Annotated in this window: 15 protein-coding genes and 2 pseudogenes; 10 read left to right on the top strand and 7 right to left on the bottom strand. The window is 66.6% G+C overall.

What is annotated here, in order from left to right; translation table 11 throughout:
* Positions 1-66: 66 nt before the first annotated feature.
* Positions 67-429, bottom strand: a pseudogene (locus AC4JJG_RS13350) (arsenic resistance protein); the annotation flags it as partial.
* Positions 426-770, bottom strand: coding sequence for an ArsR/SmtB family transcription factor (locus AC4JJG_RS13345; RefSeq protein ID WP_495401393.1), 345 nt, complete (start codon positions 768-770; stop codon positions 426-428). The gene AC4JJG_RS13345 and the pseudogene AC4JJG_RS13350, both read right to left, overlap by 4 nt.
* 156 nt (positions 771-926) lie before the next feature.
* On the opposite strand from AC4JJG_RS13345, the gene AC4JJG_RS13340 reads away from it, so the two are divergent.
* Entirely contained in the window at positions 927-1,820 is an 894-nt protein-coding gene (locus AC4JJG_RS13340; RefSeq protein WP_495401394.1) for a DUF1707 SHOCT-like domain-containing protein, read from the top strand.
* Between the two features lie 115 nt (positions 1,821-1,935).
* Positions 1,936-2,448, top strand: coding sequence for a methylated-DNA--[protein]-cysteine S-methyltransferase (locus AC4JJG_RS13335; protein WP_495401395.1), 513 nt, complete (start codon positions 1,936-1,938; stop codon positions 2,446-2,448).
* 122 nt (positions 2,449-2,570) lie between these two features.
* Here AC4JJG_RS13335 and AC4JJG_RS13330 read toward each other — a convergent pair whose 3' ends face one another.
* Positions 2,571-3,407, bottom strand: a complete 837-nt coding sequence (locus tag AC4JJG_RS13330) for a DUF6597 domain-containing transcriptional factor (protein WP_495401396.1) — start codon at positions 3,405-3,407, stop codon at positions 2,571-2,573.
* A 27-nt stretch (positions 3,408-3,434) separates the two neighbouring features.
* On the opposite strand from AC4JJG_RS13330, the gene AC4JJG_RS13325 reads away from it, so the two are divergent.
* The 4 genes from AC4JJG_RS13325 (at position 3,435) to AC4JJG_RS13310 (ending at position 7,803) form a co-directional block, all read left to right on the top strand.
* A complete protein-coding gene (locus AC4JJG_RS13325; protein ID WP_495401397.1) occupies positions 3,435-3,899 on the top strand; it encodes a VOC family protein in 465 nt (154 codons plus the stop codon).
* 165 nt (positions 3,900-4,064) lie between these two features.
* The gene (locus tag AC4JJG_RS13320) at positions 4,065-5,276 is read left to right on the top strand and encodes an LLM class flavin-dependent oxidoreductase (RefSeq protein WP_495401398.1); all 1,212 of its coding nucleotides are present in this window, start codon (positions 4,065-4,067) and stop codon (positions 5,274-5,276) included.
* A complete protein-coding gene (locus AC4JJG_RS13315; protein WP_495401399.1) occupies positions 5,273-6,652 on the top strand; it encodes an NtaA/DmoA family FMN-dependent monooxygenase in 1,380 nt (459 codons plus the stop codon). The genes AC4JJG_RS13320 and AC4JJG_RS13315 overlap by 4 nt, the downstream gene beginning before the upstream one ends.
* Positions 6,649-7,803, top strand: coding sequence for an LLM class flavin-dependent oxidoreductase (locus tag AC4JJG_RS13310; RefSeq protein ID WP_495401400.1), 1,155 nt, complete (start codon positions 6,649-6,651; stop codon positions 7,801-7,803). The genes AC4JJG_RS13315 and AC4JJG_RS13310 overlap by 4 nt, the downstream gene beginning before the upstream one ends.
* On the opposite strand, the gene AC4JJG_RS13305 is transcribed toward AC4JJG_RS13310, so the two are convergent.
* Positions 7,784-8,845, bottom strand: coding sequence for a phosphatase PAP2 family protein (locus AC4JJG_RS13305; protein WP_495401674.1), 1,062 nt, complete (start codon positions 8,843-8,845; stop codon positions 7,784-7,786). The two genes, AC4JJG_RS13310 and AC4JJG_RS13305, sit on opposite strands and share 20 nt — an antisense overlap.
* A gap of 334 nt (positions 8,846-9,179) precedes the next feature.
* On the opposite strand from AC4JJG_RS13305, the pseudogene AC4JJG_RS13300 reads away from it, so the two are divergent.
* The 4 genes and pseudogenes from AC4JJG_RS13300 to AC4JJG_RS13285 all read left to right on the top strand — a co-directional run bounded on the left by AC4JJG_RS13300 (position 9,180) and on the right by AC4JJG_RS13285 (position 12,838).
* Positions 9,180-9,388, top strand: a pseudogene (locus AC4JJG_RS13300) (hypothetical protein).
* Positions 9,389-9,417: 29 nt separating this feature from the next.
* Positions 9,418-10,188, top strand: a complete 771-nt coding sequence (locus tag AC4JJG_RS13295; protein WP_495401401.1) for a deoxyribonuclease IV — start codon at positions 9,418-9,420, stop codon at positions 10,186-10,188.
* Between the two features lie 299 nt (positions 10,189-10,487).
* On the top strand, positions 10,488-12,323 hold the full coding sequence (locus tag AC4JJG_RS13290) for an acyl-CoA dehydrogenase (RefSeq protein ID WP_495401402.1): 1,836 nt from the start codon (positions 10,488-10,490) through the stop codon (positions 12,321-12,323).
* 107 nt (positions 12,324-12,430) lie between these two features.
* Positions 12,431-12,838 carry an acyl-CoA thioesterase gene (locus AC4JJG_RS13285; RefSeq protein WP_495401403.1) on the top strand — a complete coding sequence of 136 codons (408 nt, stop codon included), beginning with the start codon at positions 12,431-12,433 and terminating at the stop codon, positions 12,836-12,838.
* A 75-nt stretch (positions 12,839-12,913) separates the two neighbouring features.
* Here AC4JJG_RS13285 and AC4JJG_RS13280 read toward each other — a convergent pair whose 3' ends face one another.
* The 3 genes from AC4JJG_RS13280 to AC4JJG_RS13270 form a co-directional block, all read right to left on the bottom strand.
* Positions 12,914-13,693 (bottom strand): SDR family NAD(P)-dependent oxidoreductase, encoded by a 780-nt coding sequence (locus AC4JJG_RS13280; protein ID WP_495401404.1) that lies wholly within the window; start codon positions 13,691-13,693, stop codon positions 12,914-12,916.
* A 60-nt stretch (positions 13,694-13,753) separates the two neighbouring features.
* Entirely contained in the window at positions 13,754-15,352 is a 1,599-nt protein-coding gene (locus tag AC4JJG_RS13275; protein WP_495401675.1) for a VanW family protein, read from the bottom strand.
* A 371-nt stretch (positions 15,353-15,723) separates the two neighbouring features.
* A complete protein-coding gene (locus AC4JJG_RS13270) occupies positions 15,724-17,019 on the bottom strand; it encodes an acetyl-CoA C-acetyltransferase (protein ID WP_495401405.1) in 1,296 nt (431 codons plus the stop codon).
* Positions 17,020-17,141: the final 122 nt, after the last annotated feature.

Genomic DNA, 17,141 nt, shown 5'->3' with positions numbered 1-17,141 from the left:
ACGATCATCAACACAGCCGCCTCAGCGGCATGACACCGACACTGTCACCCGATCGTGCAGCAGTCCCATGATCAGGCCGGTGCGGTACTCCGGCAGGTCGGGCAACAGCAACCACGCAAGCCCGAACATCACGGCGGGACCGATAATCCAATTCAGGACCACCGATCCGATCAGCAGACGACGGTCCCGCGTCACGGAGTCGAGGCGGTCGTAGCGCACCTTGGCGAGCACCGGATACATCATGATCAGCAAACCGATGGCGATCGGCAGCGAGATCCCGTCGATCTCGACGCCGGCCAGCACATCCCCGACCCCGGGCACCACGCGACCCAGCACCAGGCCGGCGACCATCGCCAGCCCGATCCACACCGGCAGAAATCGGTCGAGCGTCGAAAGTCGGCCCGTGGCAGCCGAATCCGTCGAGCTCATTCGCACGACCGCGCCTCGCCGGTCACCGCCGTCAACTCCCCGATCACGGCCCGAAGATCGTCGAGGACGCGAGTGTTCACGCGGTAGTACACCCACGTCGCGCGACGCTCACTGGTCAGCACACCTGCTTCCCGAAGAACCTTCAGATGATGGGAGATCGTCGGCTGCGACAGATCGAAGGAGCCCGAGATGTCGCACACGCAGGCCTCGCCACCCGGATGCGCAGCCACCTCGCTCACCAATCGCAGGCGCACCGGATCCGCGAGCGCTTTCAGCACCGTTACCGCCGTGATTGCCGCGTCGACGGACAGTCCGTCGTGCACGCGGCCTTGATTCGACATGTGCCTATATTGATAGATATCGATGTATGATGCAAATGGTCTGCGCCATGAGCTGGTGCCACACTGCAGGAGGTAAGCGGCGGGTAACAGCCGGCACGGCAGCGACGACATCCCAGGTTAGGGCCGGGTTTCATCGCAGCATCGCAGGGGACGCTTATGCCGAACGACCGCACGCCGAGAAACGCCGACGATCCCGAACCGTCGGACCGGCTCCGGGTCCGCGATGTGGATCGCATCACCGCCATGGCGGCACTCGACGATGCCTACGCCGACGGCCAGCTCGACCATGGGGCATACACCGACCGAATCGAACGCGCTCGCACCGCGGTGACGTTCGCGGATCTGGGCCGGCTCGTCGACGATCTACAGCGACGCGACGACGCCCCCGACCCCGGCCCGTCATCTGCTCCACCGTCCCGCACCAGGTGGCTTGCGGTCGTCTCGACAATCCTGGTCGTCGTCGCCCTCACCGTGGCGGTCGTCGTCGCGGTGGCAGCGGTACGTGCGGGCGATGATGCACATCCGCCGAAGGACACGTCGGCCGCCCCACAGAATCCGGGCGGCGACACACTCGTCGACGGCCCGATGTACACGACGGATGCACTCCGCGCTTTGATCACGAAAACCCGAGAACGATTCGGCACCACGGTGATCGACGGCGTGCATCTGTATCGGGACAATGCGGTGATCCATGTGTTCGACAAGAAATCGCCCAACGGCACAACGCATTACATGTATTCACCCGCGGGCGGCCGCTTCTACGACCCGGAGGTTTACGGCGGCAACGCGGTCAATTCCGGCCCCGGATCACCCCCGGTGGACCTGACCGAGGTTGACGTCGACAAGGTCATCGCCCTCATCGCCGACTCACCGGCCAAGCTCGGCCTCACCCCGGCCACAGCGGGCCCGGTCCCCTTCCGCGTCACCATCGGAGGTGATGACGGCGGCGATATCTGGATGGGGGTCAACGACATCAGCCTCGACTCTCATCTCGTCGCCGATCTCAAGGGCAACATTCTCGGCATCGAGAGATGTGGCTGGGGCTGTTGAATCAGCCAGGTCCCCCGGTTCGCGCGACATCGTCTCGTTCCCGCGACCGCGGCCGAAGTCGCAGGAACGAGGCGAGGTCGCGGGAGGTGTCGGCACCCCGCGCTACCGTGGGCTGATGTCCGAGGTCCGCCACACTGTGATCGACACCGTGCTGTGTCCGCTCTCGCTGGTGGCCGACGGCGATCATCTGATCGGCCTGCATTTCGAGCGGTCGATGACACCGGCGAAGCCGCTCCCGGGACGATACGTCGAGCTCACCGACGATCCGCTCCTGACGCGCATCCGGACCCAACTCGACGACTACCTCGCGGGCACCCGCCGGGAGTTCGACATCCCGCTCGACATCCGCGGCGACGAGTTCTCACGCACGGCGTGGGCTCGTCTGCGGGAGATCCCGTACGGCGAGACCCGGTCGTACGGCGAGCTCGCCGATCAGGTCGGACCGGGCGCATTCGCCCAGCGCATCGGGCAGGTGATGAACCGGAACCCGATCGCCATCATCGTGCCGTGCCATCGGGTCATCGGCGCCGACGGCCGGCTCATCGGATTCGGCGGTGGACTCGACCGCAAACGGTGGCTTCTCGATCTCGAGGAACCACCCGAGGCCCGGGAAGCGCGCCTCTTCTGACGACGGCCGTGCTCACCCCCCACCCATACTCGCGACGACCATGTGTTTCAGCCGAATGTGCCCCTGCGTAAGCAGCGCTGCCGCGGAAAGCGTTCTCGCCCAGGCCATGCCGGAGTAACGTCTCACGACCGCCGGGACCGCGTCGCGTAAGCGACCGGGCTGATGCCCACGGCGTCGGTGAAGTCCCTGGTGAAGTGGGCCTGGTCGTACCAGCCGAGATCCGCGGCGAGTGCCGCGACGGGGGTGTGCGGTTCGGCGTGCAGCCGATCGAGTGCATCGTGCAGCCTGCAGCGACGGATCAGCCACTTCGCCCCGACCCCCACGTAGTCGCGCATGAGCCGCTGCACGGTGCGCTCGCTCAACCCGTGCCGTGCCGCGACCTGCGCGACGGACAGCACCGACGAATGCTCCCGGATGTCGGCGACGAGCCGCGCGACGTCGTCGAAGGCGGCGTCACGCTCGGCGGGGATCATCGCGCGCACCACGGTCTCCAGGGCGTCCAGCCGTTCCTCGTCGGTGCCTGCCGCACGGATCGCCGACAGCGATGCGACGGTCGGCGAGATCGCAGCGGCAGCGACGATCCGGTTGGTGATCGTGTGCGCCCGCACTCCGGTGAGCGCGGTGAACGCGCCGACCGCGAACTTGATGCCATAGGTCGAGCCGGTACCGGTGAGTGCGATGTCGAATCGTGTGGTGACGACGCCGTGCACCAACTCGTCGGGCATCCGGTGGCCGAACCGGTCGGCGCCGGACTCGGCGGTCAGATGCACCGACGGATGACTGAGGACCTGGGAGTGATGTGGACGCGGATGCCGCACGTCCCATCGCACCGACCAAAAGTGCTCGACGAGGTGACTCAGATCGGCCGGCGGATCAGCCCGACCCAGCTCGAACATCTCGCCCGAGAACTCCGGGCGCAACACCCCCGTCGGGTGGTGCGGATTTGTCCAAGACGTCACCGTCCCAGAGTAGTGAGAATCGGCGACATGACCGACTATCGCCCGCAGGGATACACCACCATCACACCGTTTCTCGTCGCGACGCCCGCTCGGGAGGCCATCGCCTTCTACCAGGATGTGTTCGGCGCCACGGTCATCGACATCATCGACGGTCCGGACGACACCGTCGCGCATGCGGAGCTCGAATTCGGCTCAGGGCGTATGCAGATCTCCGATCCGGCCCCGGCAATGGGACTCGTCGCGACCGACGGAACGAACAACGTCAATCACTCGTACGTCATTTACCTGCCCGACGTCGACGCCACCTTCGCGAAGGCCGTGGCGGCGGGGGCGACAGTCTTCGAGGAACCGTCCACCTTCGTCACCGGCGACCGCTTCGGCACAATCCTCGACCCTTTCGGTCACCGATGGGCGATCATGACCCGCGTCGAGGACGTGGCTCCGGAGGAAGCCAAGCGCCGGGTCGCCGCGTGGGTGGCCGAGAACTCCTGATCCTCCCCGATGCGGGTCACCCCGTGTCGGCCGATCGACCTGTCCCTGCGCAACCGGCCCTTCCGAGCGACTCCGCCGTGCCCAGGCTTCTCACCTCGCGTCATCGATATTCCCCCGGCGAGTGAAAGCCTGGGCCCGGGCGGCCTGCCGCGATACGTTCCGGCCGTGACCCCAACCGACCAGCCGATTCATCTGGCCATCGCGTTGAACGGCGCCGGCTGGCATCCGGGGGCGTGGCGGACTCCGGACGCGCAACCCGCCGACCTGTGGAATGCGGACTACTGGACCGATCTGGTGGTCACGGCAGAGGCAGCCCTGGCCGACTTCGTGACCATCGAGGACTCCCTCGGCCTGCAGTCCGACGATCCGTTTCGACCCGATGACCGGACCGATCGGGTCCGCGGCCTCCTGGACGCCGTCGCGATCGCCTCCCGTGCGGCACCGTCGACGCGTCACATCGGCCTCATCCCGACCGTGATCTCCACGCACACCGAGCCGTTCCATATCTCGAAAGCCATTGCGACGCTCGACTATGTGAGCGAGGGGCGAGCCGGAGCGCGCGTGCAGATCGCGCCCCGTCGCGATATCTCCGATCATTTCGGCCGACGTGACCTACCGGAGATCGACCGTTCGCGACTCGACGATCCCGCGACCGTCGCCGCCATCCGGGACTATGTCGACGAGGCCATCGATCATGTTGAGGTGAGTCGTCGGTTATGGGACAGCTGGGGTGACGACGCCGAGATACGCGACGTGGTGACCGGCCGGTTCGTCGACCGAGACGAGATCCACTACATCGACTTCGAGGGCCGCTGGTTCTCGGTGAAGGGGCCGTCGATCACCCCGCGTCCGCCGCAGGGACAACCGATCGTCGCCGCCTTGGGGCACGGGGCCGAACCCTATCGGCTCATCGCGACGTCGGCGGACATCGGATTCGTGACACCCACCGACGCCGAGTCGGCCGCCGAGATCGTCGGTGCGATAAGGGATCTCCAGAATGCCGCCGACCGCGCCACCGAACCGCTGCACATCTTCGCCGACGTGCTGGTGATCCTCGACGACACCGAGGATGCCGCGCACCGGCGTCTCGACGAACTCGATCGGCTCGCCGGGTCACCGCTGCGCAGCGACGCCTCGGTATTCGCCGGCACCGCAGCACAACTCGCGGACCTCATCGAACAGTGGCATGGCGCGGGCATCACCGGATACCGGTTACGCCCGGCAGCCCTGCCCGTCGACCTCACCCGGATCTCCCGGCTGCTCGTCCCAGAACTGCAGTCACGCAAGATTTTCCGTACCCGCTACCCGGATGAGCCGACGACCTTGCGATCGTTGCTCGGGTTGCCCCGCCCGGTCAACAGGTACGCGCGCACATGACACGCCCGGACAAGCAGATTCATCTTGCCGCGCACTTCCCCGGCGTCAACAACACCACGGTGTGGAGCGACCCGGCATCCGGCAGCCACATCGAATTCAGTTCCTTCCGGCACTTCGCCCGGACCGCCGAACGCGGCCTCTTCGATTTCCTGTTCCTCGCCGAGGGATTGCGCCTCCGAGAACAGAACGGGCAGATCTACGATCTCGACGTGATGGGCCGCCCGGACACCTTCACGGTCCTCAACGCGCTGGCCGCGGTCACCGAACACATCGGGCTGGCGGGGACCATCAACTCCACTTTCAACGAACCCTATGAGGTGGCAAGGCAATTCGCCTCGCTCGACCATCTGTCCGGTGGACGCGCCGCCTGGAACGTGGTGACCAGCTGGGACGAGTTCACCGGCGAGAACTTCCGCCGCGGCGGATACCTGGAGGAAGCCGATCGTTACACCCGCGCGCAGACTTTCCTCGACGCCGCCATCGGCCTGTGGGACTCCTGGACGCCGGGGGACATCCTCGCCGACAAGGAGTCCGGAGCCTTCCTGGCCCGGCCGGACGCGGGCATCTTCGCCCACCACGACGCCTTCTTCGACATCCACGGACGATTCAACGTACCGCGCTCGCCACAGGGAAGACCGGTGATCTTCCAGGCGGGAGACTCCGACCGCGGTCGTGAGTTCGCCGCCGCCTCGGCCGATGCCATCTTCAGCCGCCACGCCACCAGGGATACCGGACAGGCGTTCTACGCCGATGTCAAAGGGCGCCTCGCACGCCATGGGCGTCGGCACTCGGATCTCCTGATCCTGCCCGCCGCAACCTTTGTGCTCGGCGATACCGATGCCGAGGCAGCCGATCTCGCCCACGAGGTGCGCCTCGCGCAGGTATCGCCGGCGACCGCACTCCGGTTCATCGAGCAGCTGTGGAATACGGACCTGACCGGCTTCGACGTCGACGGGCCGCTACCGTCCTTCGACCCGGTCGTCGGTGACACACTGATCTCGCAGGGACGGGCCAGCGTCCGCCGGTTCGCGAAAGATCCGGTGGCACAGGCACATGACTGGCGCGCACGCGCCGAAGCGGGGAACCTCACCGCGCGCGAGGTCGTCATCGAGGTGACCGGCCGCCAATCCTTTGTCGGTTCGCCCGACACCGTGGCCACCGCGATCAATGAGATGGTGCAGGCCGATGCCGCCGACGGCTACATCCTCGTACCGCACGTGACCCCCACCGGTCTCGACCACTTCGTCGACACCGTGGTACCGATCCTGCAGGAACGCGGCGTGTTCCGGACGGAGTACCCGGGCGGTACCCTCCGCGAGAACCTGGGATTGGGCGAATTCCACCCGGTGGCACGGGAATTCGTCGGGCAAGCATGACCACACCACTTGGCGTCCTCGACCTGATCCCGGTGACGAGCGGTTCGACCGCCGCAGACGCCCTCCGCAACAGCATCGAACTGGCCGTCGCCACAGAGCAACTCGGCTACAGCCGTTTCTGGTTCGCCGAACACCACCTCAATCCCGGCGTGGCCGGAACCTCCCCTGCCGTGGCACTCGCGCTGACCGCCTCGTCCACCACCACGATTCGGCTCGGTTCGGGCGCCCTGCAGATGGGACACCGAACGGCACTGTCCGCGGTCGAGGAATTCGGACTGCTCGACGCCCTTCACCCAGGACGATTCGATCTGGGGCTCGGGCGTTCCGGCGGCGCACCGAAGGAGAGCGTCGCTCCGGCACCGGCCATCGGTCGAGCGGCGACCGTGGTCGACGGCCATACCCCCAACGGCCTGCGGATACCGGAACGCTTCGATCCCGGCGCGCTCCTGCGATCACCACGCTTCGAGTTGCAGCGCACCCTGCTGACCCTCCCCGACAGCCGGCCGCAACCCTATTCCGATCAGGTCGCCGATGTTCTCGCTTTGCTGGCCGGCACGTATCGGGCTGCGAATGGCGAGGAGGCGCACGTCATTCCGGGAGAGCATGCGGCGCTGCAGATCTGGGTGCTGGGCAGCAGCGGCGGCGAGAGCGCGATCGTCGCGGGCGAGCGCGGACTGCGGTTCGCCGCCAACTACCACGTCAGCCCCGGCACGGTACTGGAGGCGGTGGACGCCTACCGGGCGGCGTTCACCGCATCCGACGACCTCGACGCACCCTTCGTGAGCGTGTCCGCCGACGTCGTCGTCGCCGAAACCGACTCCCACGCAAGTGAACTCGCGAGCGGCTACGGACCGTGGGTGCGCAGCATCCGGACCGCGGCGGGTGCCATTCCCTACCCGAGCCCGGCCGAGGCCGCCGGGTCCACGTGGACGCCGGAGGACGACGCGCTGGTCGCCGACCGCCTCGAGACCCGATTCGTGGGCACACCAACGCACGTCGCCGACGACCTGGAGCGACTACGGGACGCCACCGGCGCCGACGAACTGCTCATCACCACCATCACGCACTCACACGAGGCGCGCGTCCGGTCCTACGCACTGCTCGCCCGGGAATGGTCGCGGCGAGGACTGCTCAGCCCACCTCCGCGGTGACCTCTGCTTCGGCGTCGGCCTCGTCGGCCTTGCGTTTGCGCCGCGGTATCAACCAGCGACGATCCACCCACCGGTAGACGGCGATCACCGATGCGGCGAGCGCCCAGCCGAGCAGGATGTCGAAGACGTAGTGCTCGGCCGTGTAAACCAGGGTGAACGCCATCGCGAGGGCATAGCCCATGAACAGCGTCTTACCGAGTGCCTTGACGCGCGGCCACATGAACAGCGCCAGCAACATCGTGAGCCCGGCGTGCAGCGACGGGATCGCCGCGACCAGGTTGGCCTTGCCCTGGCCCATCTGCACCAGGTTCGACGCGGCCTCGATGTTCAGGTAGTTCCATCCGCGCGACGAGATCCGCTCGACGTAGGGTGCCGCATCCGGATGACTCGGTGTCACCTCGCCGAGGAGTCCGCCGTCCGGATCGGGGGTCTGCTCGTACATGCAGAGCGGATCGTGCGGATAGTCGGCGACCTCGGCGGCCGAGCACTTCGCCGCCGCCCACGGCGGTGCCGCGGGCAGCAGGGTGTAGCCGACAAGAGCGAGGAACGTCGTCGCCACGAAACACACGGCGTAGCGGCGCCAGGCCACCCGGTCCCGCAGCCACAGCACGGCGGCCGCCGCATACGGGATCACGAAGTACGACATGTAGACGACGCTGGTGATGATCTCCCACCACGGCGGTTCGGCCTGCTTGAGATGACTCTGCAGCCAGACCGTGGGGTTCACGCCGAACATCGCCTGATCGACGTCGACGGCCAGATGCCAGTGCGTCGGCATGCCGAGCCATACTGCGACGTCGCGCGTCCAGTCGTAGAGCAGCAGGATGAGCGCGAACGGGAGCCAGTCGATAATGACCGTGATGGCTCGCCGGCGGCCGATGCTCGCGGCGAGCAGCCCCAGGCAGAGCAGAACCAGCAGCCGCGTCCGGTCGAAGGCCAGACCGTGCTCGCTGAACTCGTAGATCATGAAGCCGAGCCAGGCCGCGAGAGCGACCCAGCGCACCGTGGTCAGATCGCGACGCTTCTGCGGCTCATGCTCCATCTCGGCGGCCGCACCCAGGTCGTCGAGGATCGGCTCGACACCCTTCGGGGACTTGTCCGTACCGGGCGGGCCGGTGGCCGACGAGGCCTCGACCGAATCGTCAATGGTCACCGGTGATCCCTACGTCCACACCCCAAAACCGCAGGGCACCCGTCATCGTTCAAGCATTCGCCGTATCACGTCAGCCTAATGATCATTACTCGTTCGGTCCGTGTTAACCCGCCCGTTGTCCGTCATCGGACCCACGAATGACACCGAAGAGCCACTACAATCGTGACTGGAATCACATTCGGCCTGTTGCGGCGACGACCGGCCCGACCGCAGGAGGGATGCCGTGCCCGATCGATACCTCCGCTACGGCGACCAGCGCTACATCATCACCAAGGAAACCGAGGCCCGCCTCGACCCACCCTGAACGCGGTCTACACCGGCGGCAGCCATCAGTGGCTGAACCTCTACCACGACAGCGAGGCGCCCTGCCGCCTCCTGATCGCACCCGGCGTCCCCATCACCATCGAGACCCTGCCCGCGCCGACGGACTGAGTGCCGGCGCCGACCTCTATCGTGGAGCCATGCGCATCGGAGCCCATCTGCGTGAAGACGACGACCCACTGGCCACCGCCGAGTCCCTCGGCATCGACGTGTTCCAGATGTTCGTCACGGACCCGCAGAGCTGGAAGAAACCCGAGGCGCGTCCCGATGCGGCCGCGATCCGCGACTCCGACGTGGACGTCGTGGTGCACTCCAGCTATCAGATCAACGTCGCCAGCCTGAACAACCGGCTGCGTATGCCGTCCCGCAAGGCCGTCGAACAGCAGGCCGCCGCAGCCGCCGAACTCGGCGCCTTCGGACTGGTCGTCCACGGCGGTCATCTTCGCGACGGCGAGGACTCGAAAGAGGGATTCGCCAACTGGCGCAAGCTCTTCGACCGTCAGGTCGACAAGGGCGGCTTCGGCGTGCCGATCCTGATCGAGAACACCGCGGGCGGCGACCACGCGATGGCCCGCACCCTGGAGGCCATCGACCGGCTGTGGGAATCGGTCGGCGATTTCGAGCAGGCCGGCTTCTGCCTCGACACCTGCCACGCCTGGGCGGGCGGCGAAGATCTGGTCGGACTGGTGGAACGGGTCAAGGCCATCACCGGCCGCATCGATCTGGTGCACCTGAACAATTCGCGCGACGAATTCGACTCCGGCCGCGACCGGCACGCCAATCTCTCCGCGGGCCACATCGATCCCGACGTACTCGTCGCGGTGGCCGCCGCCGCGGATGCGCCGGTGATCCTGGAGACGCCGGCCGACGGCATCCCCGACGACCTGGCACTCCTCAAGTCGCACCTCTGACTCACGCACCTCGGCTCGCTGCGGAATACATCGCGCTGAGCACCCTCCGAGGGCATATTGCCCTCGAACACCCCTGACGGCGACGTTTTCAGCAGCGTCGCGCACCCACCCGCGCCTGCGATCCGCCAGCGTGAACACAATGCTTGCAAGAGTTAGCGCAGATCACATTGCCGTGGCTTGTCGATGTTTGAAGCCACGAGTAGTCTGGCGGTTACTGGCGAGTAACTTACTCGTCGTCTTGGACTTCGCAGCCAGAACGTCACACAACGTCACGCCCACATCGGAAGAGAGAATCAGACATGGGCCACTACCAGAGCAACATCCGTGACCTGCACTTCAACCTGTTCGAGCTCCTCGAGCTCGACAAGGTGCTCGAGAGCGGCGAGTTCGGCGACCTCGATCACGACACCGCCGTCGACATGCTCCGTGAAGTGAAGACCCTCTCCGAGGGCCCGATCGCCGAGTCGTTCGCCGACGCCGATCGCAACCCGCCGGTCTTCGATCCGGACGAGCACTCGGTGACCATCCCCGAGTCCTTCAAGAAGTCCTACAACGCACTCATCGAGGCCGGCTGGGACAAGGTCGGCGTCGACGAGGCACTGGGCGGCATGCCCGCTCCCCGCACCCTGTACTGGGCGATCGGCGAGATGATCCTCGGCGCCAACCCGCCGGTGTTCATGTACGCGGCCGGCTCCGGCTTCGCGAACATCTTCTTCGACAACGGCACCGACGAGCAGAAGAAGTGGGCGGCCATCGCCTCCGAGCGCGGCTGGGGCGCCACCATGGTGCTCACCGAACCGGATGCCGGTTCGGACGTGGGCGCGGCCCGCACCAAGGCCGTCAAGCAGGAGGACGGCACCTGGCATATCGACGGCGTGAAGCGCTTCATCACCTCCGCCGACCAGGACATGACCGAGAACATCTTCCACCTGGTGCTGGCCCGCCCCGAGGGCGCGCGTCCGGGCACCAAGGGTCTGTCGCTGTTCTTCGTACCGAAGTTCCACTTCGATCCCGAGACCGGCGAGCTGGGCGAGCGCAACGGCGTCTACGTCACCAACGTCGAGCACAAGATGGGCATCAAGGCGTCGGCCACCTGTGAGCTGACCTTCGGACAGCACGGCACCCCGGCCGTCGGCTGGCTCGTCGGCGAGGTGCACGACGGCATCGCGCAGATGTTCGATGTCATCGAGCACGCCCGAATGATGGTGGGCACCAAGGCCATCTCGACTCTGTCGACCGGTTACCTGAACGCGCTGGAGTACGCCAAGGAGCGTGTGCAGGGCGGCGATCTGGTCCAGATGACCGACAAGAACGCCCCGCGCGTGACCATCACCCATCACCCGGACGTGCGTCGTTCGCTGATGACCCAGAAGGCGTACGCCGAGGGCCTGCGCGCCGTCTACCTGTACACCGCGTCGCATCAGGATCCCGTTGCCGCACAGATCGTTTCCGGTGCGGACGCCGAGATGGCGCACAAGGTCAACGATCTGCTGCTGCCGATCGTCAAGGGCGTCGGCTCCGAGCGTGCCTACAGCGTCCTGAGCCACGAGTCGCTGCAGACCCTGGGCGGCTCCGGCTTCCTGCAGGATTACCCGATCGAGCAGTACATCCGCGACTCGAAGATCGACTCCCTGTACGAGGGCACCACGGCCATCCAGGCGCAGGACTTCTTCTTCCGCAAGATCATTCGCGACCAGGGCGCCGCACTCGGCCACGTGTCCGCGCAGATCCAGAAGTTCCTCGACAGCGAGGGCGGCAACGGTCGCCTCAAGTCGGAGCGCGCACTGCTGAAGACCGCCTTCGAGGATGTGCAGGCGATGACCGCCACCCTCACCGGCTTCCTGATGGGCGCGCAGGAGAACCCGAAGGAGCTGTACAAGGTCGGCCTCGGTTCGGTCCGCTACCTGCTGGCCGTCGGCGACCTGCTCATCGGCTGGCTGCTGCTGCGTCAGGCCGAGGTCGCCCTCGCCGCGCTCGACAACGGCGCATCGGCCGAGGACAAGGCGTTCTACGACGGCAAGGTCGCGGTGGCGAGCTTCTTCGCGAAGACCATGCTCCCGCAGCTCACCTCCGTCCGCGGCACCGTCGACAACCTCGACGGCGAGATCATGGAGCTCGAGGAAGCCGCGTTCTGATCGCAGACTGAACAACCGACGTACGTCCCCGGTGGCCACACGGCCGCCGGGGACGTTCGTCGTGGGCGTCCACGCACGCGATCGTCCACCGGTGTTAGCGTGCGCCCATGACGACGCCCGAGAGCTACACCCATCGCCTGACCGTCCGCTACTACGAGGTCGACAGCCAGGGAGTCGTCTTCAACATGTGGTACCTCGGCTATGCCGATGTCGCGCTGTCCGGCTATCTCGCCCACGTCGGCCTGACCATGGATCGCCTGATCGAGATCGACACCGACATCCACGTCGTCAACGCGGAGGTCACCTACCGTGCGCCCCTGCGCCTCGACGACGTCGTCGACATCAGCATCGCCGAGGTGACCGTCGGACGCACCAGCATGACGTTCCATCTCACCCTGCACGTCGACGAAACGCTCACCACCGAGATCCGCGTCGTCTATGTGACACACCGCCTCTCGGACCGGCAGAAGATCGAGGTGCCCGAGTCGGTGCGGGCCGCGGTGACGGGTAACTAGCCGGTCCCCGAAAGCGAACGGACCGCCACGACCTGAGTCGTGACGGTCCGTTGATGCTACGAACGCTGCCGGTAACTACTTCGGTGGCATCCGGATGCCGCCGTCGACGCGGACGACCTCGGCGTTGACGTAGGAGTTGGTGATCAGCTCGACGACCATCGAGGCCAGTTCGTCGGCGATACCGAGACGATGCGGGAACAGCACCGACTCCCCCAGCTTCGCCTTGAATGCCTCGGAGGCCTCGCCCTCGCCGTAGATCGGGGTGTCGATGAGGCCCGGTGCGACGGTGTTGACGCGGATGCCGACCGCCGACAGGTCACGCGCGACCGGCAGGGTCATGCCGACGACGCCGCCCTTGGAGGACGAGTACGACGCCTGACCGATCTGGCCGTCGAAGGCCGCGACGGACGCCATGTTGACGATCGCACCACGCTCGCCCGCGGCGTCGAGCGGCTCGTTGCGGCTCATCGCGGTGGCGGCCAGGCGGATGCAGTCGAAGGTGCCGATCAGGTTGATGGCGATGACCTTCTTGTAGGCGTCCAGGTTGTGCGCCGACGCGAACTCGCCGTCCTTGCCGATGGTGCGCTGGGCCCAGCCGATGCCGGCCGAGTTCACCAGGGCGCGCAGCGGGCCGAGCTCGCCCGCCTTGTTGACGGCGTTCTCGATCTGCTCGGTGTTGGTCACGTCGACCTCGACGAAGGCGCCGCCGACCTCCTTGGCCAGCTCCTCACCCTTGTCCTTCTGCAGATCGGCCACGACGACCTTGGCGCCCTTGGCGGCCAGCTGACGAACCGTCGCCGCGCCGATGCCGGAGGCACCACCTGTCACGATTGCACTTGCTCCATTGATATCCACGTCCCGGAGCCTATCGAGCGTTCCATCGCGGGTCCAGAGGGGCGGCGCGGCCGCGACCATTCACTTGCAGGTGACCTTGGGCTCCGGATCGTATTTCACGGTGCGCGTGTGACGGTTGATCTCCCGGCCGGTACGGATGTCGGTGATGACGCGGGTGTTCGACGTGGTGAAGCCCCTGCTGCCGGAGGTCGCCACACAGTCGTCGCCCTTCGGCAGCGTCAACGACGGCGGATCGGTGTACGCACTTCGATTTCCGGTGATCGACTGCACCTCAACGGTTTTGGTGCCCCACAGCCGCACCGTGACGCCGGAGGGCGACCAGGAGGTCTCGATCAGCACACCGTGCTTGGAGTTGTTGCGGAACTGGAGGTCGATGGCCCCCTCGAAGACCGTCGCCTCGCGGGCCTCCGGATAGCGCGAGATGTAGTAGCTGTGCTCGGTGTGGTCGACGTCCTCGAGACCGGCGAAATAGGCGGCGTTGTAGAGGGTCGTCGCGAACTGGGAGATGCCGCCGCCCACGGACTTCGCCGCGTGGCCGTGATCGATGATCGTCGACTCGACGTAGCCCTGCGCGGTGCCGCGCGGCCCCGTGTAACCGTTGAGCGAGAACGTCTTACCGGGCTGGACGAGGGCACCGTTCACCTGTTCCGCGACGATCCGGATGTTCTCGCCGGAGGCGCTGGTGAACCCGCCGGTGGAGAATTCGCTGATCACCTCGCGCACCCCGAGTTTGCGGGCCCCGTCGGTGGTCAGCTTCGGTGGGAGCCTGGTGTACACGACCTTCGCGACGCGCCGCGGGTCGTCGCCGATGGCCGCACCCGCGACCGCGCCGAGCGACCGATCCCACTCGATCCGCGCACCCTCCTTGGCGGGCACCACGACGGGTGAGCCGCCGCGGATGGTGAAGCCCGCGTCGACCGGAGCGTTCTCGGTGCGGGCCAGCTTCGGCTGCAGAAGGGCCCGGCCGGCCTTGCGATCCATAACGGGCCGCAGTCCACCCTTGCCGTCGGGACGGAAGGTGAGCACCGGGCCGAGTTCCTGTGGAGTCAGGCGGACGGAAATGTTCTGGCTGCCCGCGACCGTCACCGGCCCCGACATCGCGCGTGCGGCCGGACCGTCGACGGCCGCCCGGACAGCGTCGGCGCCGACGGTCGGTGAGAAATCCTCCATGGGAAGGTCGACGTCGCGACCGTCGAGCCAGTGTGCCGCGAGAGCCTGGGCCGCGGCATCACGGTCGACCCGGCGTCCCGCGGCGGGCATCTCGGCGACGGGCTTCGCATCGACGAAATGCACGCCACCCTCCTTGGCCGCCTTCTCCAGGGTGCCCCGATGGGCGTGCAGGGCGCCGTTGAGCGCCTCGGCGTCCACGTGCACGACGGGAGTGACCGTCCGCGCAGCGCCCACCAGAGCGGCGGCACGGGTGAAGGGATTGTGGGGCTGCTCCATGAGCCGGTCCAGGGTGGCGTCGGTGTCGAAGCTCAGGCCGAGGTCCCGGGACGGAACCTGCGCCTGTCCGGTCTCGGTGCGCAGATCGACGGGCCGGTCGGCACGTTCGCCGAGCTGCTGCAATCGGCCACGGGCGGTGTCCCGGTCGAGGCCGCCCAGCTCGACGCCGCCGATCGTGGCCCCGCGTGCGGTCCGATCCTGGGTGAGGACCATCTCGACGGCCAGACCGATCCCCGCCACTCCGATCACCAGGATCGAGGCGCGGAGGATCCAGCGGGCCAGCACAGCCCAGGAAGCTCTTCTCACGAAATCAACTATTCATCACTGACGGGAATCACGGCCACTCACCGTGGGGGCCGGAAAAGTAGGCGCTCCGACCGAGCTGCCGGGTCGGGGGTCTGGCAGCTCAGCCGGAGCTACTCGTATATCTACGCTATTTTTCCGCTCGATACACGTTTCCGGAGAAAAAATTTCACCGTGTGTGACCTGATCGTTGCCGCGACCACCCGCGGCGGACGGCCTACGTTCGTATATCGACGCAGGTCACCGAGGCAGATCGGGATTTTGGTATCCCTAAGGCCGAATTAGCCTTCAATGATCGCCGTCACACCCTGGCCGCCGGCCGCACAGATCGACACGAGAGCGCGGCCACCGCCGTTCTCCTTGATCATCTTCGCGGTCTGCGCGACGATCCGGCCGCCGGTCGCGGCGAACGGGTGACCCGCCGCCAGCGACGACCCGTTCACGTTGAGCTTGCTGCGGTCGATGGCACCGAGCGGGACGTCGAGGCCGAGGCGCTCCACGCAGTACTCGTCGGACTCGAAGGCGGCCAGCGTGGCCAGCACCACCGAGGCGAAGGCCTCGTGGATCTCGTAGAAGTCGAAGTCCTGCAAGGTGAGTCCGTTGCGCTTGAGCAGACGCGGGATCGCGTAGGTCGGCGCCATCAGCAGGCCGTCGGGGCCGTTGATGTAGTCGACGGCGGCCGTCTCGCTGTCCACGAGGTAGGCCTGCACGGGCAGGCCCTTCTCGTCGGCCCACTCGTCCGAGGAGAGCAGCACCGTCGAGGCACCGTCGGTCAGCGGCGTCGAGTTGCCCGCGGTCATGGTGGCGTCACCGAGCGACGTGCCGAAGACCGGCTTGAGCTTGGCCAGCTTCTCGACGGTCGAATCCGCGCGCAGGTTCTCGTCGCGGGTCAGGCCGTGGAAGGGCGTCATCAGGTCGTCGTAGAAACCGCGGGCGTAGGCCGCGGCCATGTTCTGGTGGCTGGCCGCGGCCAGTTTGTCCTGGTCCTCGCGGGTGATGCCCATCTCCTTGGCGGTGATGGCCGCATGCTCACCCATCGACATGCCGGTGCGGGGCTCGCCGTTCTTCGGGATCTCGATGCCCAGGGTCGGCAGCAGCTTCGCGATCGCGACCATCTGCTCCTTGGTGGTCTTCGCGCGGTTCACCTCCAGCAGCTGCCGGCGCATCTGATCGGACACCGCGATGGGGGCGTCCGAGGAGGTGTCCACGCCACCGCCGACGGCGACGTCGTAGCGACCGGCCGCGATGCCGTCGCTGACCGCGACGATCGCCTGCAGGCCGGTGCCGCAGGCCTGCTGGATGTCGAAGGCCGGGGTGTACGGCGAGAGCGCGGAACCGAGCACACATTCGCGAATGAGATTGAAATCACGCGCATGCTTGAGGACGGCGCCCGCGGCCACCATGCCGAGCTGCTCACCCTGCAGGTTGAACCGGCTGACCAGCCCGTCCAGAGCAGCGGTGAACATCTCCTGGTTGCCGACCTTGGCGTATGCCTTGTCCTGGCGGGCGAACGGAATCCGGTTGCCGCCGAGAATCGCGACCGGGCGCATCGTGCGGGTCTTCGGTGTCTTGGCCACTTCGATCTCCCAAGGGTTGAGTTCGGAATCTATAGCGTATTCTTACTGATGAGTAAGTTCGTTGTCGAACTCCCCGACCCACGTCACAATCCATCATCAGACACATCACCAGACAAGGAGAA

The organism is Gordonia sp. B8661-1 (assembly GCF_059427765.1).
The sequence above is the reverse complement of the archived record's forward strand: the minus strand, read 5'-3'. Positions and strand labels throughout refer to the sequence as shown.

Coding starts and splice junctions, on each gene's coding strand:
- AC4JJG_RS13345 (WP_495401393.1), bottom strand. CDS start 770: ATGTCGAATCAAGGCCGCGTGCACGACGGACTGTCCGTCGACGCGGCA.
- AC4JJG_RS13340 (WP_495401394.1), top strand. CDS start 927: ATGCCGAACGACCGCACGCCGAGAAACGCCGACGATCCCGAACCGTCG.
- AC4JJG_RS13335 (WP_495401395.1), top strand. CDS start 1,936: ATGTCCGAGGTCCGCCACACTGTGATCGACACCGTGCTGTGTCCGCTC.
- AC4JJG_RS13325 (WP_495401397.1), top strand. CDS start 3,435: ATGACCGACTATCGCCCGCAGGGATACACCACCATCACACCGTTTCTC.
- AC4JJG_RS13315 (WP_495401399.1), top strand. CDS start 5,273: ATGACACGCCCGGACAAGCAGATTCATCTTGCCGCGCACTTCCCCGGC.
- AC4JJG_RS13310 (WP_495401400.1), top strand. CDS start 6,649: ATGACCACACCACTTGGCGTCCTCGACCTGATCCCGGTGACGAGCGGT.
- AC4JJG_RS13305 (WP_495401674.1), bottom strand. CDS start 8,845: ATGGAGCATGAGCCGCAGAAGCGTCGCGATCTGACCACGGTGCGCTGG.
- AC4JJG_RS13295 (WP_495401401.1), top strand. CDS start 9,418: ATGCGCATCGGAGCCCATCTGCGTGAAGACGACGACCCACTGGCCACC.
- AC4JJG_RS13290 (WP_495401402.1), top strand. CDS start 10,488: ATGGGCCACTACCAGAGCAACATCCGTGACCTGCACTTCAACCTGTTC.
- AC4JJG_RS13285 (WP_495401403.1), top strand. CDS start 12,431: ATGACGACGCCCGAGAGCTACACCCATCGCCTGACCGTCCGCTACTAC.
- AC4JJG_RS13275 (WP_495401675.1), bottom strand. CDS start 15,352: ATGGTCCTCACCCAGGATCGGACCGCACGCGGGGCCACGATCGGCGGC.